Source organism: Labilibaculum sp. (assembly GCF_963664555.1).
Classification (GTDB): domain Bacteria; phylum Bacteroidota; class Bacteroidia; order Bacteroidales; family Marinifilaceae; genus Labilibaculum.
Genome location: NZ_OY761461.1, coordinates 1,002,182 through 1,024,819 on the forward strand (window position 1 = coordinate 1,002,182; position 22,638 = coordinate 1,024,819).

The window sequence follows — 22,638 nt, forward strand, 5'->3', positions numbered from 1 at the left end:
TATAAATATAATTATACGATTTCAAGCAATTCAACTTCGAAAATTAAAGTTGTGTGTGGGCCGATAAGGTTTCCTGCACCCTGTGCACCATAAGCTAAGTCCGAAGGAACATATAGTTTCCATTTCGAACCTAAAGGCATTAACTGAAGGGCTTCAACCCAACCTCTGATAACTCCATTTACTGGAAATACGGCAGGTTCTCCTCTTTTAACAGAACTATCGAAAACTGTTCCATCAATTAAAGTTCCATGGTAGTGGCATTTAACACTATCAGTTCCTTTTGGAGTGTCTCCATTTCCTTCTGTGATAATTTCGTATTGCAGTCCACTTTCAAGACTTACAACGCCTTCTTTTTTAGAGTTTTCTTCTAAAAATTTTGTTCCTGCTTCCACTGCTTTTCCAGCTTGTTCTTCTTGCAATTTTCCAAAAAACTCCTGAAGAATACCATTCGCCTCTTCCGGAGATAGTTCCGGCATTTTTCCATTAAACGCAGCATCTAAAGCTTCCATAAATGGCTCGACACTAATTGTTTTAACTCCTGAAGTTATTAAATTACTTGCGATGCTTAATCCAAGGCAATAGCTTACCTTATCTTGTTCTTCTGTGTACTTCATTCGGGTATTGTAAATTTAATTATAATAATTCAATTGTATTTATGATCAGCAAAATCATAAGAATCGTCTAAGGTAAAACTTTTCTCTCAGAATATCGAAAATCAACTTGTAATTAACCTTTTTTTGCATTTGCCTTTCAACAAAAAGATCTTTATTCAATCATCTGTTTTGTATTGAAACATGTCTTTTTTGCGCGCAGCATTTGTCTTTTGCCAGGTGGGCCAGGCATGCGTTTTACATCAAATCCAGCACCTCTCAGAGCTTGTTTTATGATGCCTTTTGTAGAGTAGGTTGTTAAAATTCCATCTTCATTTAGGTGATTGTACAGTTTTTCAAAAATATCCTGAGTCCATAAATCGGGCTGAATATCAGGAGCAAAGGCATCAAAATAGATGAGATCATACGTGGCTGGGAAAATATATTTCCGGAGATCGCCCTGCAGTTTATTAAGAGTAAAGAATTTTGTGATTTCAACGTTCTGATTCCATTCCGACTGGTGCAATTTGAAAAAAACATCTTTGTCTGATCCTTCTATTTGATCGGTGTAATTCAAACATTGAATGTGTTCTTCTTTTATCGGATACAATTCTATTGAATGGTAGATTACGGTTCTTTTTTGTTTTTCGGCTTCAATAAGAGTGAGGAAGCAGTTTAGTCCTGTTCCAAAACCAATTTCTAAAATATGAATTGGATTTTGTCCGCAAAAATTGAAGCCGGCATTTAAATACACATGCATAGCCTCTTGAATGGCACCATGAGTAGAATGGTAATGCTCATTTAATTCTGGAACAAAGAGGGTATGAGAACCATCTTCAGTTATTTTAAGTTCTCTTTTAAAATTCTTCATTCTCGAGTGGATTAATGATTGTAGAGGATTGGCGTAATCGGCTTGGAATTATTCTAATCCATAAACGTTTTAAAGGTATGGGAGACAAGTTTTCGGGATGGTTGTTTAGCAAAATCAAGAACCATAAAAATAAAATACTTCCTTTCAATACGCTGCTAATGGTTAATCCCCACCAAACACCTGTTGCCGAAACGGACTCAGAATTTATCCAGTTCTGAAATTCAGGCAAGTAATCAACTAAAGTGTAACTTAATAAATAGGCAAAAGGAATTCGTAACAGGTTTCCTAGAATTCCAACTATTGCAGGAGGAACTGCTCTTCCTATTCCGTTAAAGGCTCCAGTTGCTGTAATTTCAACACACATAAATACCTGCGAGAAACCTAGGATGATTAGATAGACAATTCCCATTTTTGCTACATCATTTTCACTGTTGTTTATAAACAATCCGAAAATGTGGTCTCCGGCAAAAAAGAAGAGAAGGGTACTGATCAATCCAATAAAACCTGCAATTCCTATAGTGATAAAAAATCCTTTTTGTATTCGTTCCCATTTATTGGCACCGTAATTTTGCCCTGTAAATGTTCCCAATGCGGTTGAGAAGCCCGATGCAGTCATCCATGATAGTGCTTCTATTTGTGATCCTATCGATTGAACAGAAAAAGGAATTGAATTTCCGTGAGCAATATTGTTAATTATTCGTGCCAAAACCATAGCAATAATGGCAAAGCAAGCGGATTGAAGTGCAACAGGACCACCTACTTTTAGAATTGGCAGAAAGAATTCTTTTTGAATTTTCCCTAAATAGTTTTTGATTTGTAATGGGTTTTCCTTGATATACAAGTAGTATATAAATAGTAGAAAAACACTTAGCTGAGAAATTACAGTCGCGATTCCTGCACCTTCGGCACCCATGCCTGGAATACTTCCCCAACCAAAAATAAGAATTGGATCGAGTATCATATTTATAATCAAGCCGGAGGCATTGATCCAAAATGAGGTTTTGGTATTGCCAACTCCATTATAAATACCAGCCATAGTGATGTTGGAATAGGTAAATGGCATTCCAACGGCAATTATCCGAAGGTATTTGAAGGCAGTCTCGTTTACAAATTCACTTTTAATATTAAAAAGACCTACAATAGGGTCGGCAAATATCCATACTGATAAAGCAAATCCAATGGAGATAATAAAAGATAAACTGAACGCGTTTTTTGCAAATGATTGTGCCCGTTCAAGATTTTTACTTCCTATTGATTGTGAAATTCCTACTTCAGCACCAATTTTGGTAATAAAGAGGAGTGATGAACCAAACCAAACCAGATAAAGAGCAATTCCAACAGCACTTACAGTTTCGCTTCCAACTTGTCCCAACCACGCCATATCCGTCATGTTGTATGCCATTTGCACAAATGAGGTGGCAATTATTGGAATAGCCAGTTTTATAATTTGAGGAAAAATTTTTCCTCTGGTAAGATCTTTAATTTGGTTCACTTTACTTATTTTGGTTCTTACAGGAACGGGTTTGGTTGTATTTATTCCCTATTTTCGCAAAGTGTTGAATAGGAAATATGAATTGATTAGCTTTTTTAAGGCGTGTAAAATTACAAAAATTGAAACGATTATTTTTTAAATTGTTTCTGGATATTTGAATTGAAAATGGAAGAGGAATATCGCAAAATAATTCACGTTGATATGGATGCTTTTTTTGCCTCGGTAGAGCAGAAGGATAATCCCGAACTTCGAAACAAACCAATTGCGGTTGGGGGATCCGGAGACAGGGGAGTTGTTGCTGCTGCCAGTTACGAAGCGAGAAAATTCGGTGTGTGTTCTGCAATGCCTTCTTCTATCGCGAAAAGGAGATGCCCAAATTTGATTTTTGTAAAGGGCAGGCATGACCGATACAAAGAAGTTTCGAAGCAAATTATGAGTATTTTTCATGAATTCACCGATTTGGTAGAGCCTATTTCTATTGATGAAGCTTTTTTAGATGTTACTCACAACAAGAAAAATCTGCCTTCTGCGAGTTTGATTGCCAAAGAGATTAAGGAAAGAATTAAGGAGGTGACTGGTTTAACGGCTTCGGCAGGAATATCAGTAAATAAGTTTTTGGCTAAAATTGCTTCCGATTATCAAAAGCCTGATGGTTTATTTGTTATTCCTCCTAAAGATGTTGAGCAGTTTATTGAGCAGTTATCAATTGATAAGTTTTTTGGAGTTGGAAAGGTTACTGCTGATAAAATGCATCAGTTGGGTATATTCAGAGGGAAAGATTTGAAGGAGAGAAGCCTTGCCGAATTGACTCGTGTGTTTGGAAAAGCCGGAGTTTACTACTTTCAAATAGCACAAGGGATTGATAACCGTCCGGTGAATCCCAACCGGGTTCGTAAATCGGTGAGTACTGAGCATACATTTCATGCCGATTTATCGAATAAAGATTTGATCAGAAAAGACATGATTGCAACTGCAGAAGATTTGCTGCGCCGATTAAAGAAGAGTGGTTTTAGAGGAAGGACTTTAAGTTTAAAAGTGAAATACAGTAGTTTTGAACAGGTAACAAGAAGTAAAACCATTCTGCAGGAATTGAATCGGTTGGATCAAATTCTTAATCTGGCAAACGAATTGTTAAACCAAATTGAACTGAAAGAAAGCATTCGACTGCTGGGTTTAACTGTTTCCAATCAAATCAATTTTTCTGAACCTCAGCAATTAACCTTAGATTTTTGATTAATTCAGATTTATATAATATAGAAATCAAGCTATTTTTATAATTTTACATTCCCTTAAAAAGGACAAGGGTGTGTTTAATCACTCTTTCATCTGTTTTCACATGAAATTATATTTTAATAACTCAATTAGGATACTATTCTTACTGCTGATCTTTTCAGGTTGTTCTGTAAGCAGTAAGATTAATATGCCTGATCATCAACAGAATTACACGATTGATTCGGTAATGGATTCTTATTCGCAAAAGGATACTGCTTTCGTGCACGTAATTGAGGGCTTTAAATCTCAGCTCGACGGCGAAATGAATGCGGTTATTTCTATTTCTGAAGAAGAAATGATTGTTGGCAAGCCGGAGAGTAAATTGTCTAATTATATTGCCGATGCCATGCTTGCTATCGGGAAAGAATACTGTGCGGAAAATCAATTGTCTCACTCTGTTGATTTGTCAATAATGAATCAGGGGGGAATTCGAACAGGTATGCCTAAAGGGGAAATAACAACCGGACGGATTTTTGAAATGCTGCCTTTTAAAAATAAATTGGTGATTGTTGGAATGAAAGGGCACGACTTAATGAAACTTTTAAATCAGGTTGCCGGATTTGGTGGTGAAGGCATTAGCGGTGTGAAAATGGGAATCAAGGATAAACAAGCGGTTGATGTTCTTGTTAATGGAATATCAGTTGATTTGGAAAAGACATATCACATTTTATCAATAGATTATTTGGTGAATGGCGGAGGCGGTTTGTCTGCTTTTGAAAACAGAGAAACCTTCAGGCATATGCATAAAAAATTACGTGCAGAGGTAATCAGATACATTAGTGAAAAAGATAAAAAAGGAGAACATATTTCCGCGAAATTAGATGGGAGGATTTACCATGTGGAATAGACGGGATTTTTTGAAAAACATCAGTGTGGCAGGTTTGTTTTTAGGAACAGGAATTGTTCCCAAGCTAGTTGCTGCCAAGAAGAACGGATTGCAGAAAATAACGGTTCTTCATACCAACGATCTGCACAGCCGTATTGAACCTTTTCCAAAGGGCGATCCTGAATTTGGTGGCTTGGGAGGTTTTGCAAGAATTCATGCATTGGTTCAAAAAATCAGAAAAGAAGAAGAATTGGTTTTGTTATTTGATGCGGGAGATGTATTTCAGGGGACACCATACTTTAACTTTTTTAAAGGCGAGGCTGAATTTAAATTGATGTCGAAAATTGGTTACGACGCCGGAACTTTAGGTAACCATGAGTTTGATAATGGTATTGATGGACTTTCAAGTCGGTTGAAGCACCTTAATTTTCCATTGCTAAATGCGAACTATGATTTTTCTGAAACCGAATTGGATGGTCAAATCCCAGCTTATAAAATAATTGATAAAGGAGATTTTAGGATTGGTGTTTTTGGTCTGGGAGTAAATTTAGACGGTTATGTGGAGCCAAAAAACAGAGGCTCTATCTCTTATGTTGATCCTGTTGATGTTACCGAGAAAATGGTTCGTATTTTAAAGGATGAAAATGCATGCGATTTGGTTATTTGTCTTTCTCATTTAGGATTAAAGAATGATTTGGGTTTTGATTGTGATGTTAATTTAGCCAGAAAAACCCGAGGTGTTGATTTGATTGTAGGAGGACATACGCATACCCTATTGGAAACACCGGAACGGATTCTGAATTTGGATGGTGAAGAGGTTCTGGTTAATCAAGTTGGATGGGCCGGTATTGCATTGGGAAGAATTGATTTTTACATTGACAAGAGAAACAGAACCAAATTGGCATCTTCAAAACTTCTTTCTGTTAATGATGAATTGGTTTAATTAAATATAATAATTGCAGCAAAATTAGGTTAATAGTTTGTTGCTAAAATTCGTTACATTGAAAAATTCCAAGTTTAAATTAGATAAATCGAATTGGGCTTCGGTAGAAGGCTGGCTTTCAATAATCGGGAATATATTGCTTTTTGGATTAAAGTACTGGGCTGGATTGGCCACGGGTTCCATTGCAATTATTGCTGATGCATGGCATACTTTGTCCGATAGCTTAAGTTCCGTAATTGTAATTGTTGGCGCTAAGATCTCGAAGAAGCCGGCGGATGAGGATCATCCCTTTGGTCATGGACGCGCCGATTTAATTAGTGCCTTTATTATAGGAATCTTATTGCTCTTGGTGGCGTTCGATTTTATTATTGAATCCTATAACACCCTGCAAAGTCAGGAATCGTCGGAATTTGGAAGCATTGCTATTGTTGTTATGATCGTGTCGGTGGTGACAAAGGAATTGTTGGCTCAATTTGCCTATTACGGAGCTAAAAAAACAAATTCCAAAGTGTTAAAAGCTGATGCATGGCACCATAGAAGCGATGCAATATCTTCTTTGGTTATTTTGGTTGGAATATTTTTAGGTCCTTATTTTTGGTGGATTGACGGAGCTTTGGGAATGATAGTTGCTTTATTAATTGGACACGCAGCGTACGAAATTATTAGTGATTCTATTCATTCTTTATTGGGAGAAAGCCCTTCCGATACAATTATCAAGGAACTAAAACAGACCATTGAGAAAGTGTCTTTGTACAAATTAGAACCCCATCATTTTCATCTTCATGTATATGGGGATCATACAGAACTAACCTTTCACATATTGCTTCCACAGGATATGCCTATAAAAAAGGCTCACGATATTGCAACGGTGCTGGAAGCAGCTATTCTTGAAAAGTATGGTTATGTATCGACAATTCATATCGAACCGCATTTGGATTAATCTGGTCCGGGTATTTGCGTTACACGTCGGAAGGCAGGTTTAAATTACAATCACCTGCCCCTCAGTCCAATTACTTCTTTCAGTAAATCACGTTCTTTTTTTAAATCCTCAATTTCTTTTTTTAGTTTCTGAATTTCAATATCACGCTCAATAACAGTTGAATCTTCCGGGTCATTAATTCCAATTTCGTTGGCTAAATAACGAAATACGTTTAAATCAACAGCTTCACAGATGGTCCATAGGCGTCGAATTTGCATGCCTGGGTTTTTAAGCATAAAGAGCACCGACGAATGATGCATTTGCAACAGGCGGGCCAACTCTGTATTGCTAATGTATTTCTCTTTCATTCGATTAACGATTATGTCGTTAAGGTTCACGGGCATTTCATATTTCTTTTTAGTCATCTTGTTTTATGCAGTTTTTGGTAGTAATACTAAGAGGTATTGGTGCAATTCTTATTACAAAGTAAGAAAGTTACAATAAGAAATATAGAATGTCAATATGTTAATGGAATTAAACACTTCAATTTTGTTGGTAAATTAAATGATCTTATAGTTATTTTAAGTGTATCTGATGTTAATTTATTTGTTTAGGTAGAGATATTATTAATGGGTAGAGATAAAATCATAAAGTACTAATCGAAATTTAGTATGTATGGAGCTAAATAGTGTAAGTATTGTGAAAAATTCAGAACAAATAGTGTTTAAATCAGAACATACTAAATAAACAACAAGACAATCCTAGTAAAAATCAAAGATGAAAGAGAAAAACTGTGTGTTGAGTTAACTTAGAGCTAAGTTAGGTTCCTGTACTAAATTAACATCAAAACCAATCTTATAAAATGGTTCTTTTTAGCTATCTCTTTTTTTTAAAGAGGCAAGGGAACCCGGCTATGTTTTACTTTTTTGCCTTGATTCAACTAAAAATAATTCCAGTTTATTTAAAGCTGCTTTTGAAATTAAATGGATGTTATTTCTGATTATCAATTGCAAGATCGCTTTCAATCAGTGCTTTTTTGTTTTTTCTCGAAAAGAAAACTGCCGTAATTGCGCCGCCAATCACTAATACTGCACCAAGCATTGAGTAGATGCTTAAACTATCTGTTTTTATCCATGCTACATTCATAGAGGATAAAACAGCCATGCTTGTTAATGTGATGATTGGGTTAACGGTCACAATTATACTTACTTTATAGGCTTCGGTATATTTAAAAGCCAATGCCAGACAACCGTAGGCTACAAGAGTATTCATCCCGAGGAAAATCACGATCATCCAAGAGGAAAAATCAAGATTTGAGAAGGCTGTAAAATTAACAAAAGGAGCGTAGAGAATAGCAGGTATTCCGTAAAGAACCATATTCAGCAATTGAGCAGGGTGTTTTTGCACCAGTTTTTTTTGCAAAGAAGCATACAAAACCCACATCATGGCTCCTAATTCTATCCAAAAAAATCCAGTATTAAATGCTTCGGTATCTTGAATAAAGGCTTGCAGCTGATTTCTGTAAAAGAGAAATAAACCCAATCCTGCAATTCCAAATCCAAGTAATTGTTTGCTGTTTAATTTCTCTTTGAAAAGGAAAACACCAACTAAAGCCAGTAAGATTGGAGCTGTTTGCATTGTAATCTGTGCATTGCTCGGACTGGTGTAGTTAATTCCCTGCATAAATCCCAGGTAATTTACACCCAATGCAAGTGCTGCAACGATCAAGATGAAAGGAGGTCGTTTAATAATGTTTAATTGCTTTTTGTCGATTATTAAATAGTAAATAAACAGAATGGAAAAGGCAAAAGTAAAACGAAACCATACTATTGAAATAGAATCCAGATCTTTTAAGCTAACTTTTAGGAAGATTGGGAGGAATCCCCATAAAAGGGCTGTGACCATGGCGTATAAAACACCTTTGTAATTGCTTGAAATCCCCGTTAGATCCATTGTGCTTGTTGAATTAAACTTATTTAGAATGATTTTACGGAGCTAAAAGTAGAAAAAAAATAGATGAAGCAATTCACTATCAGGATTTAAATTTGAAGATTTTACTTGTTTGTTACTTTCGATTGATTTTTGGTGATTCAGGTAATCTAAAACTTACAAATCCTAAGGACTTCCATACCTCTAATATTTGATTTAGGCTTACCTCAAAAGATAAATATTCCGGGTTATCCGAATTGAGTAACAATTGATTGTTTTTAAAATCCTTCTTTACTCTTTTGTATACAATTCCGTCGTCGGAAGTCAATACAATGCAGCAGCTGTCATCTTTTATTAGTTCCCAGTCCTGAATGTATTCACAAATGATATAAGCACCGGAAGGAATTGGAAGCATGCTGTCTCCTTCAATCTGAAAAGCCCGGTAGGTTTTGTTTTCCGAAAGCTCGGCAAATGGCATTCTGAAATTTGGAAGTTCACGAATAAATTCAGCATCAGAATATCCGTTAAGGTAACCCGCGGCAGCCTTTACGGGAACCAGACTGATCATTTCCTCATTTTGGGCATCCACTAAAATGGGTAATATTCTTAGTTTGTCTCCCTTGGTAATTTGCGTTTTTTCCTGATCCAATTTGCAGATGTCCCCGTTCACCAGTTCGTCTAAATTACGTTTGAAGAATTTCGAATATTTCATCAATGTAGTAATTTTAGGCGTGCTTCGTTTTTTTTCGTATGCACTGATTGATGAGGCTCCTATGCCAATTCTGTTCGATAATCTGCCTTGCGATAATCTTTTGCGCAGGCGTAAATGTTTAAGATTTTTATTTAAGTTTTCCATGATGAGGCTTTGTACAGGTGAAATTTTTCGAGTTGCAAATGTACATGTTTGGAGCTTCTTTCGGAGAATAGGAAAGAACAATTTACCGGATTTTCTGTCTGTTTCGATATAGTTTATTGAAAGTTAAGGAATTATAATGTGCAGATATCAACTCTTTGAATTTAGTCCGTTCAATTATTGATTAAAATCAGAAGGGTTTGAATGAAGATCTTTACGCGAAAACCTGTATTTTGTAATATCAAAATAAATAAGCTTACACAATGAACACAATAAAAGTAAATTCTCCGTTTGATGGCAGTTTAATACAGGAAATTCCTATGCTCAATGAGCATCAGGTGGAAGAAAAGTTAGCCAAAGCACATGCCTTGTTTCAGGACCGGTCCCGCTGGCTGAAACCCTACGAGCGCATTGCCATACTTGAAAAAACAAAAGCCATTATGCAGACGCGGGTCGAAGAACTCACAAAAATTGCAGCTTCCGAAGGAGGAAAGCCTTATCAGGACAGTAAAGTAGAAGTGCTTCGTGCAATTAATGGTGTGCAATTGGCCATTGAACACATTGGTCAGTTAAAAGGAGAGCAAATTCCTATGGGAACTACAGCGGCTTCAATAAACAGATGGGCATTTACCTTGCGCGAACCAATTGGTGTCGTTCTCAGCATAAGCGCTTTTAATCATCCGTTAAATCTGGCAGTGCATCAAATAATTCCGGCTTTTGCCGTTGGCACACCCGTTATCATCAAGCCGGCAACATCAACGCCGTTGTCGGCAATCGAGTTGGTGAAAATTATGAAGGAAGCCGGATTGCCAGAGGATTGGGCACAGGTGGTTATTTGCAATCGCCAAAATGCCGAAAACATGGTGAAAGATTCACGGATTAACTACCTTTCATTCATAGGTTCTGCCGAGGTGGGATGGAATCTGCGGTCCAAGCTGTCGCCGGGAACCCGATGTGCATTGGAGCACGGAGGTTCTGCACCGGTAATTGTCGAGGCAGATGCTGATCTTTTGCAAACCGTTCCCGCATTGGCAAAAGGAGGATTCTATCATGCCGGTCAGGTCTGTGTATCCGTTCAGCGGGTATATGTTCACGAAAATATTATCGAAGAATTTACTGCTCAACTGGTCGCAAAAGCCAATGCTTTACATGTTGGAGATCCTATGGATCCTAAAACAGAAGTGGGACCGCTGATTCAGACTTACGAAGTCGATCGGGTAGAGCAATGGGTAAACGAAGCCGTTGCCGAAGGCGCGAAAATAATGTGCGGGGGCAAACGGATTTCTGATACCTGTTATCAGCCAACAGTTCTTCTGAATCCTGATTCGGAATCGAAAGTTTCTCAGTACGAGGTGTTTGGTCCGGTGGTTTGTGTTTATGCTTATTCCAAATTGCAGGATGCCGTTAATCGCGCAAATTCATTGCCTTTGGCCTTTCAGTCAGCCATTTTCACTTCTAATTTAGATGTGGCTATGGATGCAGTCAATCAACTGAATGCATCGGCAGTAATGGTAAACGATCATACCGCTTTTCGTGTCGATTGGATGCCTTTTGGCGGACGCGATACATCAGGAATCGGCATGGGAGGCATTCCGTATTCCATGCACGAAATGACCCGCGAAAAACTCATGGTGATTAAATCGAAAGTATTGTAATAAAAATCAGGGCGGAATTCATTTTCCGCCTTTTTTCACGTTTTGGGCGTGTCCCTCCGGGTCAGGCTTTCCGTTACTACTCCTCGCTCATTCTTCGCTGTGGGGTAAACACTTCAATCCTTCACGCAGGCCGATATTAGCTTTCGCTTCAATAAATAGTACAAACCAAACGCAATTCTGTCCATTTACCAACAAGCACCTCTGTATTAACTTTGTAGTAAAGATTTATAACAGGAGGTAAATATGGATAAGGTATTTCACGAAGCAGGAACAAGAGGAAGTAGTCAATTGGATTGGTTGGATAGCAAGCACAGTTTTAGTTTTGCTGATTATTACTGTCCGGAGCGAATCCATTTTGGAGCGTTAAGAGTGCTTAATGATGATGTTGTTAAAGCAGGAATGGGTTTTGGAACTCACTCGCATCAAAATATGGAAATCATTTCAATTCCATTAAAAGGAGCATTAAAGCATAAAGATAGTGCAGGACATTCCGAATTAATTAAAGTGAATGATGTTCAGGTAATGACAGCAGGAAAAGGGATTATGCATTCTGAATACAATGCATCTGAAACCGAAGAAGTACATTTTCTTCAGGTTTGGATCATTCCTGAAAAAGAAGGACTGGAACCAAGTTACGATCAACGATCATTTCCGGAAGTAAATGAGAATGGTGAATTGCAACTGCTTGTTGCTCCAAAATCATCACAACATAATGCTTTAAAAATTAATCAGAATGCATATGTGTTCCGGGCAAAAGTAGCTAGTGGAAATACACTCGAATATACAATAAGCGGTAACGCAAACGGAGTTTATGTTTTTGTTCTTAACGGAGAGCTGACAGTTGATGGAGAAGTTCTTCGGCCGCGGGATGGTGTAGGCGTGAACGGAGTTCATTCACTGGAGATTATAGGAATTGTTAATTCAGATTTTTTGATTTTTGAAGTGCCAATGCATTAATTAAATGTTAAGAATGGCTTAAGCTGGCATGTGATGTTGAAAATGGGTGTAATCAACCACTAAAAAGTAGATTTCACAGGATGGAAGCTGTCTAAATTATATTATCTTTGTTTTTTGTCAGGAAAAGTGATATAAATCAGTATTTTTATTACAATTTCAGACAATCGAATGTAAGATTCTAAAATTATTACTATGGCAAACAGACCTGTAACCATTAAAGACATAGCTGAAAAACTAAGTATTTCAGTTTCCACTGTCTCACGTGCTCTTAAAAACAATCCCGAAATTAGCTTAACAACCAGAGAAGCAGTTCAGAAATTGGCAAAGGAATTAAAGTACCAGCCAAATCCATTAGCTGTTGCTTTAAAAACACAAAAGTCGAATACTATTGGTGTTGTTGTTCCGCAAATTGTTAGTTCGTTTTATGCTACTGTTGTAAAAGGAATTGAGCAGATTGCTGATGAGCACAACTATCAGGTTTTTGTTAGTTCTTCAAATGAAAGAATCGAAAAGGAAGAGAAAAATGTAAATGGGTTCCTGAACATGAGAATGGATGGAATTATTCTATCACTTACCCGTGCAACAACTACATACGATCATATTCATAAAATACAGGATATGGGAGTGCCAATGGTTCTTTTCGATAGAACATCTAAAGAATTAGAGGTTTCTAAAGTTGTTGCTGATGATGCTGCGGCAGCTCATACTGCAGTAACTCATTTGATTAATGGTGGAGCTAAAAGAGTTGCATTCATGACCGGACCTGAGTTCATGTTGTTTGGAACAAACAGACTAAGAGGTTATAAAAAAGCCTTGGAAGACAAAAATATCCCTCTTGATGAAACATTAATTTCCCGATGTGATTTTACTGTGGAAGATGCGAAAAGCCTGGCATTGGATTTATTGTCCAGAGCCAATCGTCCGGATGCTATTTTTGCTATAAATGATGATATGGCAATTGGAGCAATTGCAGCCGCAAAAGAGTTAGGCCTTAAAATTCCTAATGATCTTGCAGTAGTAGGATTTTCAAATAGTCGCAGATCGCGTTATATGGAACCTTCAGTTTCTACAATGGATCAGAATCCAAAAGAGGTTGGTCGGGAAGCCGCAAGATTACTGTTTGAACAAATGGAAAAAACACCTGATGCCAAAGCAATAAAAGAAGTTGTTGTTCATGCTGATTTGATTGTTAGAACATCAAGTGACAGATAAAATATAAATGACAAAAAAATCCTGCTTGGTTAAGCAGGATTTTTTTTTAGAAATCTTCTTCTTGTCTTTTTATCAGTTCTTTTGTAGAAAGCAAACCGCAGGCCGCAAAAATATCAAGTCCTCTCGATTTTCTGATCGTTGTGGTAATTCCTTTTTTCGTTAACTGCTCCTTAAAATCTTCCATTGTTGCATCATCAGATCCGTCAAGCGGAGTATCTGGAATTGGATGAAAACGAATCAAATTGATTCTGCATTTAATCCCATCCAAAATCCGGCAAAGCTCTTTTACATGACGTGGCGTATCGTTAATTCCTTTAAACATGATGTATTCAAAAGAAATTCTGCGCTGAAGGCCAAAATCAAAATCACGAATTATTTTCAATACATCTTTTATTGGATATACATTTTGAACCGGCATCAATCTTTTTCTTTCATCTTCGAAAGGAGTATGCAGACTAACAGCCAAATGACATTCGCTATGGTTAAGAAATTCAATCATCCCTGGAATTATCCCAATTGTAGATACGGTGATTCTTCTTGGACTCATCGCCATTCCATAATCCGAGGTTAGGATCTCTAAGGATTTCATGAGTTCAGGAACATTATCCAAAGGTTCTCCCATTCCCATATAAACAATATTGCTTAGATTTTCTCTTTCGGGCAAACTTCTTATTTGATTGATGATTTCGCCACTCGTTAATTGTCCCTGAAAACCTTGTTTGCCTGTCATGCAGAACAAACAACCCATTTTGCAGCCAACTTGAGAAGAAACACAAAGTGTATTTCGTTTCTGATCTGGAATGTAAGCAGTTTCTATAAATTTGTGGGCATGAGCAGTTGGATAAAGGTATTTTTTTGTACCATCAACCGAAACCTGTACTTTGGTTGATGCAGTAATACCGAGATCGTAATTTTCCTGTAAAGCAGTTCTTGTCTTCAACGAAAGGTTCGACATTTCTTCAATACTGGTAATGTCTTTTTTGTACAACCAGTCGGCAATTTGCTTAGCTGTAAATTTTGGAAGTTTTAATTCAGTAACAATTTGAATCAGTTCTTCAAGTGTTTTTCCTAAAAGGGTATCTTTAGCCATTATTCTATTTTATAATTACAGATAAACAGCGATTTTTATCCAGTCTGTTTTCATGTAAATTAATTGCATTAAAAGTAAATTTCAGCTACAATTCTTTCGTATTCAACTCCACGTTTAATCAAAAGGTCGCGAACTTCAACTACCATTTCAGGACTGCCGCATAAAAAGAAACGGCAATTTTCCGGTAGTTTCTTTACATCCTGCAAATATCGTGTTAATCTTCCATGATACAAACCCTCAGCTTTATCTTGTGAGCAGCAACGAATGTAATTATCTTTTAAAACAGGAATAAATTCTTTTTCAAAATAGAAAGAATGATCATATCTGCCTCCATGAATAAGGGTTTTATTTTTAAGCAAACCTGAGCGAAACATTGCCGCATAAGGTGCAATTCCTGTTCCCGATGCAATCCACCATGCCGGTGATTCATCATCAATAAAATCTCCGTCAGGATTTGTCACATAAAGTTCTGATCCAGGCTTAATTTCACTAAGTCTTGGTGTTAACCAGCCATCATCCTTCAAATTGTATAACACCTGAACTTCAGTGTCGTTTTCACCACTGGCTATGGTGTACAATCGTGGTGTTACGCTTAAATCGGTGGTTAATCCAATGTACTGTCCGGCAGTAAAACTCTTTACTTTTTTATATTTTAAAACAAACACTCCGGGAGCGATTGCCTTATTTTCTATTACTATGGTGGTTGAAAGTTTGTTTTTCTGATCTATTTGCGATTCCATATATTCTTATTGATTTATTAGTTGCCCGATGGAATTTCCCTTGCTGAGATAATCATCTTCTTATGTGCCAAAATCATTTTGTCATTGATGTTTTATTGTAATGAGCGCAAAGATAATAAATTATTTAAAAAGATTCTAAATTGTAATAGAATCAAATTTCTTTCCTTTTTGTGACTTTTATCTCGGGTTAAGCATCCTGCAATACGGGATGGATAGATTGAGAATCTGTTCTTGCTTATTAATTTACTAATTCAATTTTAAAAACTCGAATAAAATGAAAACTCAAAATATAATTAAAGGGAATTTATTGCTTGCAACTAAATTCGGGAAATCATGAATACAACAAAGTGATAGGAAACGTAAAATGTACTGCAACCTCAGGTGATATAGAGATGGTAAATGTGATTGGAGATATTTCTTCCCGAACTTCTTCCGCACATCAGGAGTTTGATAATGAGTAAGGGCAAATTAAAAGTATTTCTTCTTCGGGAAATGTTGGGATTCTTAATTAAAAAATCATTTTAAATCTAAGTAGTGGTTCTGGTAATTTGAGAGGACAAGGATTGGTTTTGTTGGGTGAATCCTATTTTAAAGCCACCTCGGGAGATGTTAGCATGAACTTGTTAAATGATTTTGAGCAGTTGAGTTTTGATCTTTCAGCATCTTCAGGATCGCTTAGGGCGGGTAACCGTAAAGGAGATGATAATCCGTATTTTAAGGGTGGGAAAATATGGATTTACGGAAAAATAAGTTCTGGAAATCAAACATTTAAATAAGTAGTTGGAGCTGTTCGAAAACGAACATTGTGTGTGATGTTTACGAACACTTTTGAAGATGTAAATATTACGTTTTCTGGTGTAATTGTATGAAAAAGAGTATTATATGTATTTTGGCCTATGGATTGTAATTATACATTCGAAATCATTTATTGGATGGTTTCCCAAATATTGGGAGTGGTGTCCCGGGATTTTGGTTTTAATAGCATAATTAATTGGTTTTCTTGAATTGAGGGTCTGCGTTGTAGGCTCTCATTCTTTTTGCATCTTTTTTTTCTTCTAAAATACAGAAGCAGATAGCAATAGCAGGCCTAAATAAAAACAGCTATTCCAAAGGACAGCTGTTTTGTGAGTAGAATACTTTATGTTATTTGTGGTTTGATGGCAATTCTAAGCCGTAACCTGAGACTTTATCTTCTCTTTTAAGAAGTAATGCGAAAATTAATCCTAAAATTCCCAAACAGGCAAACATGATCATGGTGTAGGTGTAATCAAGATTTTCTGATCCTGCAGGATTTGTTTTGTCAAGAACAAGCCCTGCTAGAATTGGGAATGCCCATAAACCAAGATTCTGAACTGAGAACATCAAACCGTAGGCAGAACCAATTCGTTTTTCGTCAACCATTTTTGCTACCGATGGCCACATAGATGCCGGAACTAATGAAAATGCAAGACCAAGTATCACCATTAAAACATAAGGAGACAAACTTGTGAAGGCGAAGGTTAGATGAACAACTACAAGAATTACAGATCCATAAATCATTAAGGAGGATGCTTTACCAAATCGATCAACAAAAAAACCAAATAGAGGAGTGAATATCATTGTTCCAATAGGGAGCATGGATGAAATAAAGCCACTTTCTTTTATGGATAGGTTGAATTTATTTAGAAAAAAATCGGATGAAAAAGAAAGGAAAGGAAATACTGCGGAGTAAAAAGTCAAACACAAGAGTGTTACATATATGAATGAATGGTTTGTGAGTAATTTGGTGATGTCTGAAATGTGAAATTCATCCGTGGTTGAAAGCAAACTTTCCTGTTTTACCTGCCTGTCGAGTTTCAAGTCAAACATCATGTAAATCATGAATACGAGTAAAGCGGAAAGTACTAAAAATGCTGCAAACCAAATGGCCAGGGTCCATCCCGATTGAGATTTAATTAATACAGGAGAAAGATTAAATGCCAGAAATGATCCTGTTCGTGCTAATCCTAGTTTTACACCAAATGCCAAGGCTAATTCTTTTCCTTTAAACCATTTTACTATGATTTTACTGATGACTACAATACTTGTTTCAGCACCCAAACCAAATAGAAATCGTCCCAGCAACATCATTTTAAGTTCAGGAGAATATCCAGGAAAAATGGAAGACATAAATGAATATCCAAAACCATCGTTGCGGTACAAATTACTGGCGCCATAAGCTGTTACCAAAGCTCCAAAAGCCATAAAAGCAACAAATAGAAAACCAGTACGTCGAATTCCTAACTTATCCAGAATAATTCCTCCCAATACAGCCATCAGGAAAAAAACATTGGGAATCGAATAAACGGATACAAACAACCCAAAATCGGTACTTGTGAAACCAAACTCTTTCGTTAACGTTGATTTTAAGGGTGACAGAGCATCGTAAAAATAGTAGTTTGCTGCCAGCACAAAACCTACAAGCAACAGCATAATCCAACGGGTTACGACAGAATCTCTTAGTGAGTTTTTTATTGTATTTGTGTTCATTTGTATAGTGTTTGTTTAAACAAGTTTCGAAAATACAAAAGCTTTACGAAACCGCATAAAAAAGCCGTCGCTTGAACTGCACCCCAAAAGTTGGACACAACATTTGGGGTGCAGTTCAGCTTTAGGACGGCTTTTAAAAATAATGTTCGATTTATTAATTCTGAATGTTTGGAAGTTCAAGGCCATATCCTTTTTTACGATCTTCTGCTTTCAGTAAGAAGGCAAATACGCAAGCAAGAATTGTCAATCCAACAAAAACCATCCAGGTTGATGAATAGTTAAACATTGGAATTTCACCAGTTTCTCTAAGAGTTTGAATTTTTGCGGAGATATCGCCGGCAGGAACACCTTCTGCTCTAAAGTTAGCAATTGCCTTTTCGGTTATCTCATTAACACCTGGATTCGTTTTATCCAAAACAACACCTAATAAAATCGGAACCAGCATTAAACCAATATTCTGAACATAGAAAATAAGTGCATAAGCTGATCCTAATTGTTTTTCAGGAATAATTTTTGGAACCGATGGCCACATAGCTGAAGGAACTAATGAGAATGCAATTCCCAAAAGAACTACGGCAAAAATAGCGATCCATGTTGCTGTTAAAGAAGGAATGTAGAAAATTGTATGAACGATTACAAGTAACACTGCTCCAAGAATCATTATAGAAGCACCTTTACCATATTTATCGTATATATATCCAAATAAGGGTGTTAAAATAATTGTACCAAATGGTAAGATTGACGGAATATCGCCGGCTGTAGCAGGATCAATTCCAAACTTGTTCACCATTAATCCTGATGAGAACTTGTAGAATGGGAAAACAGCAGAATAAAATAGCAAACAAAGAATGGCAATGTACCAGAATCCTTTATTTGAAATAATTACCCCAATATCCGAAATTTTGAAAGGTTCTTCGGCTTCGGCTTCATCTTCCACTTGCTTATCCAATTTCGTATCCATTACACAGTAAACAATAAATAGAATTAGAGCAATACTCAAGGCAATGGTTCCTACCAACACAGATGTAGGAATATCAAAAGCTTTAGCTATGCGTGGAGATCCAAATAAGGCAAGGAATGAACCTAAACGGGCTAAGGCCATTTCGGTACCCATAGCAAGGGCCATTTCTTTTCCTTTAAACCATTTTACGATTATTCGAGATACAGTAATACCAGCACCTTCGGCGCCTACACAAAATATTGCAAAGCCAGCAGCTGATATAAACACTCTTGAATCGATTCCAATGATTGTAGTACCCATTTCGAAATTACCGGCAAATGCATAATATTTAATAATAGCACCTAATATCATGACTATACCAGATCCAATTGCAGTAAACTTGATACCCATTTTGTCGAGTATAATTCCGGAAAATATCAGCATAAATGCAAATACATTTAAGTATCCTTGTGCACCAGTAACAAGCCCCCAATCGGTTCCACTCCATCCGTAAGTACTTTGAATTAGGGTTTGAAGCGGAGAAAGCACCTCCATAAAGGTATATGCAATAAGCATGGAAACCGATACGAGAATTAGCACAAACCAACGAGCGCCTGCGCTATCTCTTAATGTCTTTTTAATAGCATCTGTCATTACAATAATTTTAGGGTTAAAATTAATTTTAGGTTTAAGAGGTTACTAAATTAAGATAAATGAATAAAAAAACAAATCAGAAACTATATTGGGACTTATATGAAAAAAGCTGTCCCGAAGGACAGCTTTTTTATATGATATTTGCTATTTAGGCTATTTTTGAATATTCGGTAATTCTAAGCCGTAACCTTTTTTCTTATCTTCCATTTTTAATAACATACCAACTATGATTGCCAGTAAGCCTAGTCCTGCAAAAATAAGCATTGGGTTTGTGTAATCGTATAATGGTACTGCTGTGCCGTTAGCTTTTGCTAATGCAACTTCTGGATTCGATTGATCCAATACATATCCAATTAACAATGGAATTCCCATTAATCCCCAGTTTTGAATCCAAAAGATCAATGAAAAAGCGGTTCCCAATTGATTTTCAGGAATGATTTTTGGAACTGAAGGCCACATAGCAGAAGGTACTAAAGACAATGCGATTCCTAAAATAATTACCAAAACAACTGCTACAAACCAGTAATTTAATATTGGTAATGAGAATACAGAATGTACTAATAATATTAAGACGGCTCCAATGATCATCATGGTAGCTCCTTTGCCTTTTTTATCGTAAACACCGCCAAACAGAGGTGTTAGGAATAGTGTTCCTAATGGCAGTAAACTTGGTATAATACCTGCAAGATTTTGGTCTAAACCATACTTGTTCACCATTAAATCGGATGCATATTTAATGAATGGAAAAACTGAAGAGTAGAACAATACACACAAAACAGCAATTAACCAAAAGCCTTTGTTGGTCACAATACGACCTATGTCGCTGAATTTGAATGGCTCTTCGCTATCAGTTCCATTCGATTCAGCAAGTGATGCATCCAGTTTTTTATCCATCGACACATAGATAAAGAAAGTGATGAATCCAATAACCAGCAATATAAATGCAAAAGCAATAGGTGCAGAAACGCTTGGTCCCATTTTTTCAACTAGTTCACCGTTTACAACTTGGGTGTGTACACTTGAAAAATACGTAGCTAATGGAACCGGAGCTGCAATTGCCAGCATAGTTCCCAATCGGGCAACAGCCATTTGCATTCCCATAGCCAGAGCCATTTCGTTTCCTTTGAACCACTTTACAATGATTTTAGAAACAGTAATTCCTGCAATTTCTACACCAACACCGAAAATGGCAAATCCTACAGCAGCCATAAACACATGAGTATGGATACCAAAAGTTGTGTCAGTAACTAAGGTTGGATTAGTGATAGCCCAATACTTAATGCCGGCTCCTAAAACCATAATTCCGGATGACATAATTCCGGTAAAGCGAACCCCCATTTTATCAAGGATAATACCCCCGAAAATAAGCATTCCAAAAAATACATTTAACCAGCCATATGCACTGGTGAATATTCCGTAGTTTGTACTTGACCATGCAAACTCGGATTCCAGCATTGGTTTTAAAGGAGACATTACATCGGTTAAAAAATAACCTGCAAACATCGTGATAGAAATTATCCCCAATGCTCCCCATCGTGCTGCTTTCGAATCTCGAAGAGTCAGTCTTAGTGCTTCAGTCATATTCTTTTATTTTATCTGTTAATGTTGAGTAATTGTTTAAGGGGTGCTAAAGTAAGATTAATCCTTAAAGAAACAAAAAGCAGATATCATGTTTTATTTAAACATATCGATTCCATATTTCTGGGCATAGTAGCAGATAATCCCTATATTTGGTTTGATTTTCATTTAATTTAATCGAATGAACACTTTAACAGAAAACACCGGGTTATATACCGATTATTATGAGCTGACCATGGCTCAGGGATATTTTTTAAGTAGTAAGGAAAATGAACAAACCGTTTTCGACTACTATTACAGAACCAATCCGTACGAAGGTGGCTACCTTATTTTTGCAGGATTACAAGACCTTCTTAAAATATTAAAAACTTTTAGTTACAGTAAAGAAAATATCGAATTTCTGAAGAAAACAGGATTGAAAGATGAGTTTTTGGAGTATTTGAAGGATTTTAGATTCACGGCTACTGTTTATAGTATGAAAGAAGGTGAAATTGTATTTCCAAATGAACCATTGGTAAGGATTGAAGGAAATATTATTGAAGCACAATTAATTGAGACATTGCTTCTGAATTATTTAAATTTTCAGTCGCTAATCGCCACAAAAGCTTGTCGGATAAGAAATGTGATCGGGGATAAAGACTTTGCGGATTTTGGTTTACGCAGGGCGCAAGGCTTGGGCGGAATACATGCCAGTCGTGCCGCTGTAATTGGTGGAGCAAATACAACATCGAATGTTTACAGTGCATTTAATTACGACATTCCGGTAACGGGAACTCAGGCTCATTCATGGATTCAGAGTTTTGACTATGAACTGGAAGCATTTCGTCGTTATGCTACTATTAATCCTGATTCGACAGTATTGCTGGTTGATACTTACAACACACTTAAATCTGGTATTCCTAATGCAATAATTGTGGCAAAGGAATTGGAAGCCCAAGGTCATAGAATGATTGGCATTCGTTTGGATAGCGGCGATTTGGCATATTTAAGTAGAAAGGCAAGAAAAATGCTCGATGATGCTGGTTTGGATTATGTGAAAATTATTGCATCAAACCAGTTGAATGAGTACGTAATTAAAAGTTTGAACGATCAGGGAGCGGAGATTGATGGTTATGGGATTGGTACGGAATTAGTAACGGGAAAAGATGCCGGAGCTTTGGATGGTGTTTATAAATTAGTTCAGAACAATGGGATTCCAAGATTAAAAATATCAGAGAACATTGAAAAAATAACCATGCCGGGAAAGAAAAAGGTCGTGCGTTATTTCGATGAGGACGGAATGTTTTTTAGGGATGGAATTCTTTTAGAGAATGAAGAATCGACGAATCGTCTGTTTCATCCTTTTCATAGTCATAAGCATACTTACGTTACGGATTATAAATGTGAAGATCTGATGAGTAAGGTGATGGAAAATGGAGAGATATTAATTGAAAATCAATCTCCTGTTGAAATAAATGCCTATGTAAGGAAACGCTTTGCTCAGTTGCCGGATGGACATAAACGATTTATTAGTCCACATATTTACAAGGTTGGATTCTCTGAAAATATTTTGAGTGTGAGAGATCATATTTTAATGGATATTCGATCAAAAATAGGACATTAACAAAGA

At 36.7% G+C, this 22,638-nt stretch carries 21 protein-coding genes; 10 read left to right on the forward strand and 11 right to left on the reverse strand.

The genetic code is table 11. The features are described from left to right. Positions 1-11: 11 nt before the first annotated feature. The 3 genes from ACKU4N_RS04185 to ACKU4N_RS04195 form a co-directional block, all read right to left on the reverse strand. On the reverse strand, positions 12-614 hold the full coding sequence (locus ACKU4N_RS04185; RefSeq protein ID WP_321320884.1) for a BamJ family beta-barrel-assembly machinery protein: 603 nt from the start codon (positions 612-614) through the stop codon (positions 12-14). Between the two features lie 151 nt (positions 615-765). Then, a complete protein-coding gene (gene mnmD / locus ACKU4N_RS04190; RefSeq protein ID WP_321320887.1) occupies positions 766-1,461 on the reverse strand; it encodes a tRNA (5-methylaminomethyl-2-thiouridine)(34)-methyltransferase MnmC2 in 696 nt (231 codons plus the stop codon). Further along, complete coding sequence (locus tag ACKU4N_RS04195) at positions 1,448-2,953, reverse strand: MATE family efflux transporter (protein ID WP_321320888.1); 1,506 nt, start codon at positions 2,951-2,953, stop codon at positions 1,448-1,450. The genes mnmD and ACKU4N_RS04195 overlap by 14 nt, the downstream gene beginning before the upstream one ends. Before the next feature lie 165 nt (positions 2,954-3,118). Here ACKU4N_RS04195 and dinB point away from each other — a divergent pair, with 165 nt between their 5' ends. The 4 genes from dinB to ACKU4N_RS04215 all read left to right on the forward strand — a co-directional run bounded on the left by dinB (position 3,119) and on the right by ACKU4N_RS04215 (position 6,934). After that, positions 3,119-4,186, forward strand: a complete 1,068-nt coding sequence (gene dinB / locus ACKU4N_RS04200) for a DNA polymerase IV (RefSeq protein WP_321320891.1) — start codon at positions 3,119-3,121, stop codon at positions 4,184-4,186. 103 nt (positions 4,187-4,289) lie between these two features. Beyond that, positions 4,290-5,072 carry a 5'-nucleotidase C-terminal domain-containing protein gene (locus tag ACKU4N_RS04205; RefSeq protein WP_321320893.1) on the forward strand — a complete coding sequence of 261 codons (783 nt, stop codon included), beginning with the start codon at positions 4,290-4,292 and terminating at the stop codon, positions 5,070-5,072. Between the two features lie 10 nt (positions 5,073-5,082). Then, positions 5,083-5,994 carry a bifunctional metallophosphatase/5'-nucleotidase gene (locus ACKU4N_RS04210; protein WP_321320895.1) on the forward strand — a complete coding sequence of 304 codons (912 nt, stop codon included), beginning with the start codon at positions 5,083-5,085 and terminating at the stop codon, positions 5,992-5,994. A 58-nt stretch (positions 5,995-6,052) separates the two neighbouring features. Then, positions 6,053-6,934 (forward strand): cation diffusion facilitator family transporter, encoded by an 882-nt coding sequence (locus ACKU4N_RS04215; RefSeq protein WP_321320896.1) that lies wholly within the window; start codon positions 6,053-6,055, stop codon positions 6,932-6,934. A gap of 50 nt (positions 6,935-6,984) precedes the next feature. Here the strand turns inward: ACKU4N_RS04215 and ACKU4N_RS04220 are convergent, their stop codons facing one another. From ACKU4N_RS04220 to ACKU4N_RS04230, 3 genes are all read right to left on the reverse strand, one after another. Continuing rightward, positions 6,985-7,338: a helix-turn-helix domain-containing protein gene (locus ACKU4N_RS04220; RefSeq protein ID WP_321320898.1), complete on the reverse strand. Its 354-nt coding sequence runs from the start codon at positions 7,336-7,338 to the stop codon at positions 6,985-6,987. A gap of 565 nt (positions 7,339-7,903) precedes the next feature. Beyond that, on the reverse strand, positions 7,904-8,866 hold the full coding sequence (locus tag ACKU4N_RS04225; RefSeq protein ID WP_321320900.1) for a DMT family transporter: 963 nt from the start codon (positions 8,864-8,866) through the stop codon (positions 7,904-7,906). 112 nt (positions 8,867-8,978) lie between these two features. Next, complete coding sequence (locus ACKU4N_RS04230; protein WP_321320902.1) at positions 8,979-9,698, reverse strand: XRE family transcriptional regulator; 720 nt, start codon at positions 9,696-9,698, stop codon at positions 8,979-8,981. 260 nt (positions 9,699-9,958) lie between these two features. Here ACKU4N_RS04230 and ACKU4N_RS04235 point away from each other — a divergent pair, with 260 nt between their 5' ends. The 3 genes from ACKU4N_RS04235 (at position 9,959) to ACKU4N_RS04245 (ending at position 13,519) form a co-directional block, all read left to right on the forward strand. Next, complete coding sequence (locus ACKU4N_RS04235; RefSeq protein ID WP_321320904.1) at positions 9,959-11,350, forward strand: aldehyde dehydrogenase family protein; 1,392 nt, start codon at positions 9,959-9,961, stop codon at positions 11,348-11,350. A 243-nt stretch (positions 11,351-11,593) separates the two neighbouring features. Then, positions 11,594-12,307 carry a pirin family protein gene (locus tag ACKU4N_RS04240; RefSeq protein ID WP_321320906.1) on the forward strand — a complete coding sequence of 238 codons (714 nt, stop codon included), beginning with the start codon at positions 11,594-11,596 and terminating at the stop codon, positions 12,305-12,307. Positions 12,308-12,499: 192 nt separating this feature from the next. Next, complete coding sequence (locus ACKU4N_RS04245; protein WP_321320908.1) at positions 12,500-13,519, forward strand: LacI family DNA-binding transcriptional regulator; 1,020 nt, start codon at positions 12,500-12,502, stop codon at positions 13,517-13,519. A gap of 46 nt (positions 13,520-13,565) precedes the next feature. On the opposite strand, the gene rlmN is transcribed toward ACKU4N_RS04245, so the two are convergent. Both rlmN and ACKU4N_RS04255 read right to left on the reverse strand, forming a co-directional pair. After that, the gene (rlmN, locus tag ACKU4N_RS04250; protein ID WP_321320910.1) at positions 13,566-14,609 is read right to left on the reverse strand and encodes a dual-specificity RNA methyltransferase RlmN; all 1,044 of its coding nucleotides are present in this window, start codon (positions 14,607-14,609) and stop codon (positions 13,566-13,568) included. A 68-nt stretch (positions 14,610-14,677) separates the two neighbouring features. Continuing rightward, complete coding sequence (locus ACKU4N_RS04255) at positions 14,678-15,349, reverse strand: ferredoxin--NADP reductase (RefSeq protein ID WP_321320913.1); 672 nt, start codon at positions 15,347-15,349, stop codon at positions 14,678-14,680. Between the two features lie 311 nt (positions 15,350-15,660). Between ACKU4N_RS04255 and ACKU4N_RS04260 the strand changes: the two genes are divergently transcribed. Together ACKU4N_RS04260 and ACKU4N_RS04265 are read left to right on the forward strand one after the other, a co-directional pair. Continuing rightward, entirely contained in the window at positions 15,661-15,810 is a 150-nt protein-coding gene (locus ACKU4N_RS04260) for a hypothetical protein (protein ID WP_321320915.1), read from the forward strand. An 87-nt stretch (positions 15,811-15,897) separates the two neighbouring features. After that, on the forward strand, positions 15,898-16,125 hold the full coding sequence (locus ACKU4N_RS04265) for a hypothetical protein (protein ID WP_407937232.1): 228 nt from the start codon (positions 15,898-15,900) through the stop codon (positions 16,123-16,125). Positions 16,126-16,492: 367 nt separating this feature from the next. Here the strand turns inward: ACKU4N_RS04265 and ACKU4N_RS04270 are convergent, their stop codons facing one another. The 3 genes from ACKU4N_RS04270 to ACKU4N_RS04280 all read right to left on the reverse strand — a co-directional run bounded on the left by ACKU4N_RS04270 (position 16,493) and on the right by ACKU4N_RS04280 (position 21,032). Continuing rightward, positions 16,493-17,857 (reverse strand): MFS transporter, encoded by a 1,365-nt coding sequence (locus tag ACKU4N_RS04270; RefSeq protein ID WP_321320917.1) that lies wholly within the window; start codon positions 17,855-17,857, stop codon positions 16,493-16,495. Positions 17,858-18,011: 154 nt separating this feature from the next. Then, positions 18,012-19,451: an MFS transporter gene (locus ACKU4N_RS04275; protein ID WP_321320919.1), complete on the reverse strand. Its 1,440-nt coding sequence runs from the start codon at positions 19,449-19,451 to the stop codon at positions 18,012-18,014. A gap of 153 nt (positions 19,452-19,604) precedes the next feature. After that, the gene (locus ACKU4N_RS04280) at positions 19,605-21,032 is read right to left on the reverse strand and encodes an MFS transporter (protein ID WP_124993132.1); all 1,428 of its coding nucleotides are present in this window, start codon (positions 21,030-21,032) and stop codon (positions 19,605-19,607) included. Positions 21,033-21,210: 178 nt separating this feature from the next. Between ACKU4N_RS04280 and ACKU4N_RS04285 the strand changes: the two genes are divergently transcribed. Then, entirely contained in the window at positions 21,211-22,632 is a 1,422-nt protein-coding gene (locus tag ACKU4N_RS04285; protein ID WP_321320922.1) for a nicotinate phosphoribosyltransferase, read from the forward strand. The last annotated feature ends 6 nt before the right edge of the window (positions 22,633-22,638 follow it).

Excerpts from the sequence above, each read along its gene's own strand:
- ACKU4N_RS04270 (WP_321320917.1), bottom strand. The coding sequence starts at position 17,857 with ATGAACACAAATACAATAAAAAACTCACTAAGAGATTCTGTCGTAACC.
- ACKU4N_RS04280 (WP_124993132.1), bottom strand. The coding sequence starts at position 21,032 with ATGACTGAAGCACTAAGACTGACTCTTCGAGATTCGAAAGCAGCACGA.
- dinB (WP_321320891.1), top strand. The coding sequence starts at position 3,119 with ATGGAAGAGGAATATCGCAAAATAATTCACGTTGATATGGATGCTTTT.
- mnmD (WP_321320887.1), bottom strand. The coding sequence starts at position 1,461 with ATGAAGAATTTTAAAAGAGAACTTAAAATAACTGAAGATGGTTCTCAT.
- ACKU4N_RS04225 (WP_321320900.1), bottom strand. The coding sequence starts at position 8,866 with ATGGATCTAACGGGGATTTCAAGCAATTACAAAGGTGTTTTATACGCC.
- ACKU4N_RS04275 (WP_321320919.1), bottom strand. The coding sequence starts at position 19,451 with ATGACAGATGCTATTAAAAAGACATTAAGAGATAGCGCAGGCGCTCGT.
- ACKU4N_RS04185 (WP_321320884.1), bottom strand. The coding sequence starts at position 614 with ATGAAGTACACAGAAGAACAAGATAAGGTAAGCTATTGCCTTGGATTA.
- ACKU4N_RS04285 (WP_321320922.1), top strand. The coding sequence starts at position 21,211 with ATGAACACTTTAACAGAAAACACCGGGTTATATACCGATTATTATGAG.
- ACKU4N_RS04235 (WP_321320904.1), top strand. The coding sequence starts at position 9,959 with ATGAACACAATAAAAGTAAATTCTCCGTTTGATGGCAGTTTAATACAG.
- rlmN (WP_321320910.1), bottom strand. The coding sequence starts at position 14,609 with ATGGCTAAAGATACCCTTTTAGGAAAAACACTTGAAGAACTGATTCAA.
- ACKU4N_RS04245 (WP_321320908.1), top strand. The coding sequence starts at position 12,500 with ATGGCAAACAGACCTGTAACCATTAAAGACATAGCTGAAAAACTAAGT.
- ACKU4N_RS04220 (WP_321320898.1), bottom strand. The coding sequence starts at position 7,338 with ATGACTAAAAAGAAATATGAAATGCCCGTGAACCTTAACGACATAATC.
- ACKU4N_RS04240 (WP_321320906.1), top strand. The coding sequence starts at position 11,594 with ATGGATAAGGTATTTCACGAAGCAGGAACAAGAGGAAGTAGTCAATTG.
- ACKU4N_RS04230 (WP_321320902.1), bottom strand. The coding sequence starts at position 9,698 with ATGGAAAACTTAAATAAAAATCTTAAACATTTACGCCTGCGCAAAAGA.
- ACKU4N_RS04205 (WP_321320893.1), top strand. The coding sequence starts at position 4,290 with ATGAAATTATATTTTAATAACTCAATTAGGATACTATTCTTACTGCTG.
- ACKU4N_RS04255 (WP_321320913.1), bottom strand. The coding sequence starts at position 15,349 with ATGGAATCGCAAATAGATCAGAAAAACAAACTTTCAACCACCATAGTA.